Raw genomic sequence first — 992 nt, 5'->3', positions numbered from 1 at the left:
GCATTTAGGTGCAGCGATATAGTTAGTTTTATAGAGGTAGAGCTACTGATTGGATGCGGGGGCTTCACCGCCTACCAATTCCTGACAAACTCCGAATGCTATAAAATGATGCATATCAGTGAGGGCATGGGTGCTAAGGTCCATGTCCGAGAGGGAAAGAACCCAGACCATCAGCTAAGGTCCCCAAATGTATGTTAAGTTGAAGAAACGCGGTTGAACTGCCCAGACAGCTAGGATGTTGGCTTGGAAGCAGCCATTCATTTAAAGAGTGCGTAACAGCTCACTAGTCGAGCGGTTCGGCATGGATAATAATCGGGCATAAACATACTACCGAAGCTATGGACTATAGTTTACTATAGTGGTAGGGGAGCATTGTAACAGAGATGAAGGTGAGTCGCGAGGCTTGCTGGATCGGTTACAAAAGAAAATGTAGGCATAAGTAACGATAATGCAGGCGAGAAACCTGCACACCGAAAGACTAAGGTTTCCTCAGCTATGCTAATCAGCTGAGGGTTAGTCGGGACCTAAGGCGAACCCGAAAGGGGTAGTCGATGGACAAGCAGTTAATATTCTGCTACTTGCCCCACGTTAAAGCGGACGGAGGCGTAAATTTGGTGCGTACTGACGGAATAGTACGTTGAAGGGAGTGGTAACACCCCGATAGTACACGAAAGCTACGGCCGGAGTGATAATCCAGAGGAGCGACTTCCAAGAAAAGCGAGTGGAGGCAACCCGTACCCTAAACCGACACAGGTAGTTGGGATGAGAATTCTAAGGTGCTCGAGAGATTCATGGCTAAGGAACTAGGCAAAATTGGCCCGTAACTTCGGGAGAAGGGTCGCCCCCTTATGGGGGGCCGCAGTGAAAAGATCCAGGCGACTGTTTATCAAAAACACAGGGCTCTGCTAAATCGAAAGATGACGTATAGGGCCTGACACCTGCCCGGTGCTGGAAGGTTAAGGGGAGATGTTAGCTTCGGCGAAGCATTGAAC

1 protein-coding gene and 1 other annotated feature (1 of these 2 cut by a window edge) are annotated in these 992 nt (G+C 49.0%); the gene reads left to right on the top strand.

Annotated elements, in window-relative coordinates:
• Positions 1-992, top strand: a sequence feature (mutual gap in cmsearch alignment for this rRNA model is longer than 100) (it extends past both window edges: 850 nt to the left, 987 nt to the right).
• On the top strand, positions 1-198 hold a 198-nt coding region (locus tag ACNKXV_RS13215), incomplete at its 5' end, for a hypothetical protein (RefSeq protein ID WP_417908213.1). (Overlaps the previous feature by 198 nt.)

Origin of the sequence: Christiangramia aquimixticola (genome assembly GCF_048285835.1) — a bacterium.
GTDB classification, from domain to species: domain Bacteria; phylum Bacteroidota; class Bacteroidia; order Flavobacteriales; family Flavobacteriaceae; genus Christiangramia; species Christiangramia aquimixticola.
Note: the sequence above shows the minus strand (reverse complement) of the source record. Positions and strands in the feature narration are given on the sequence as shown.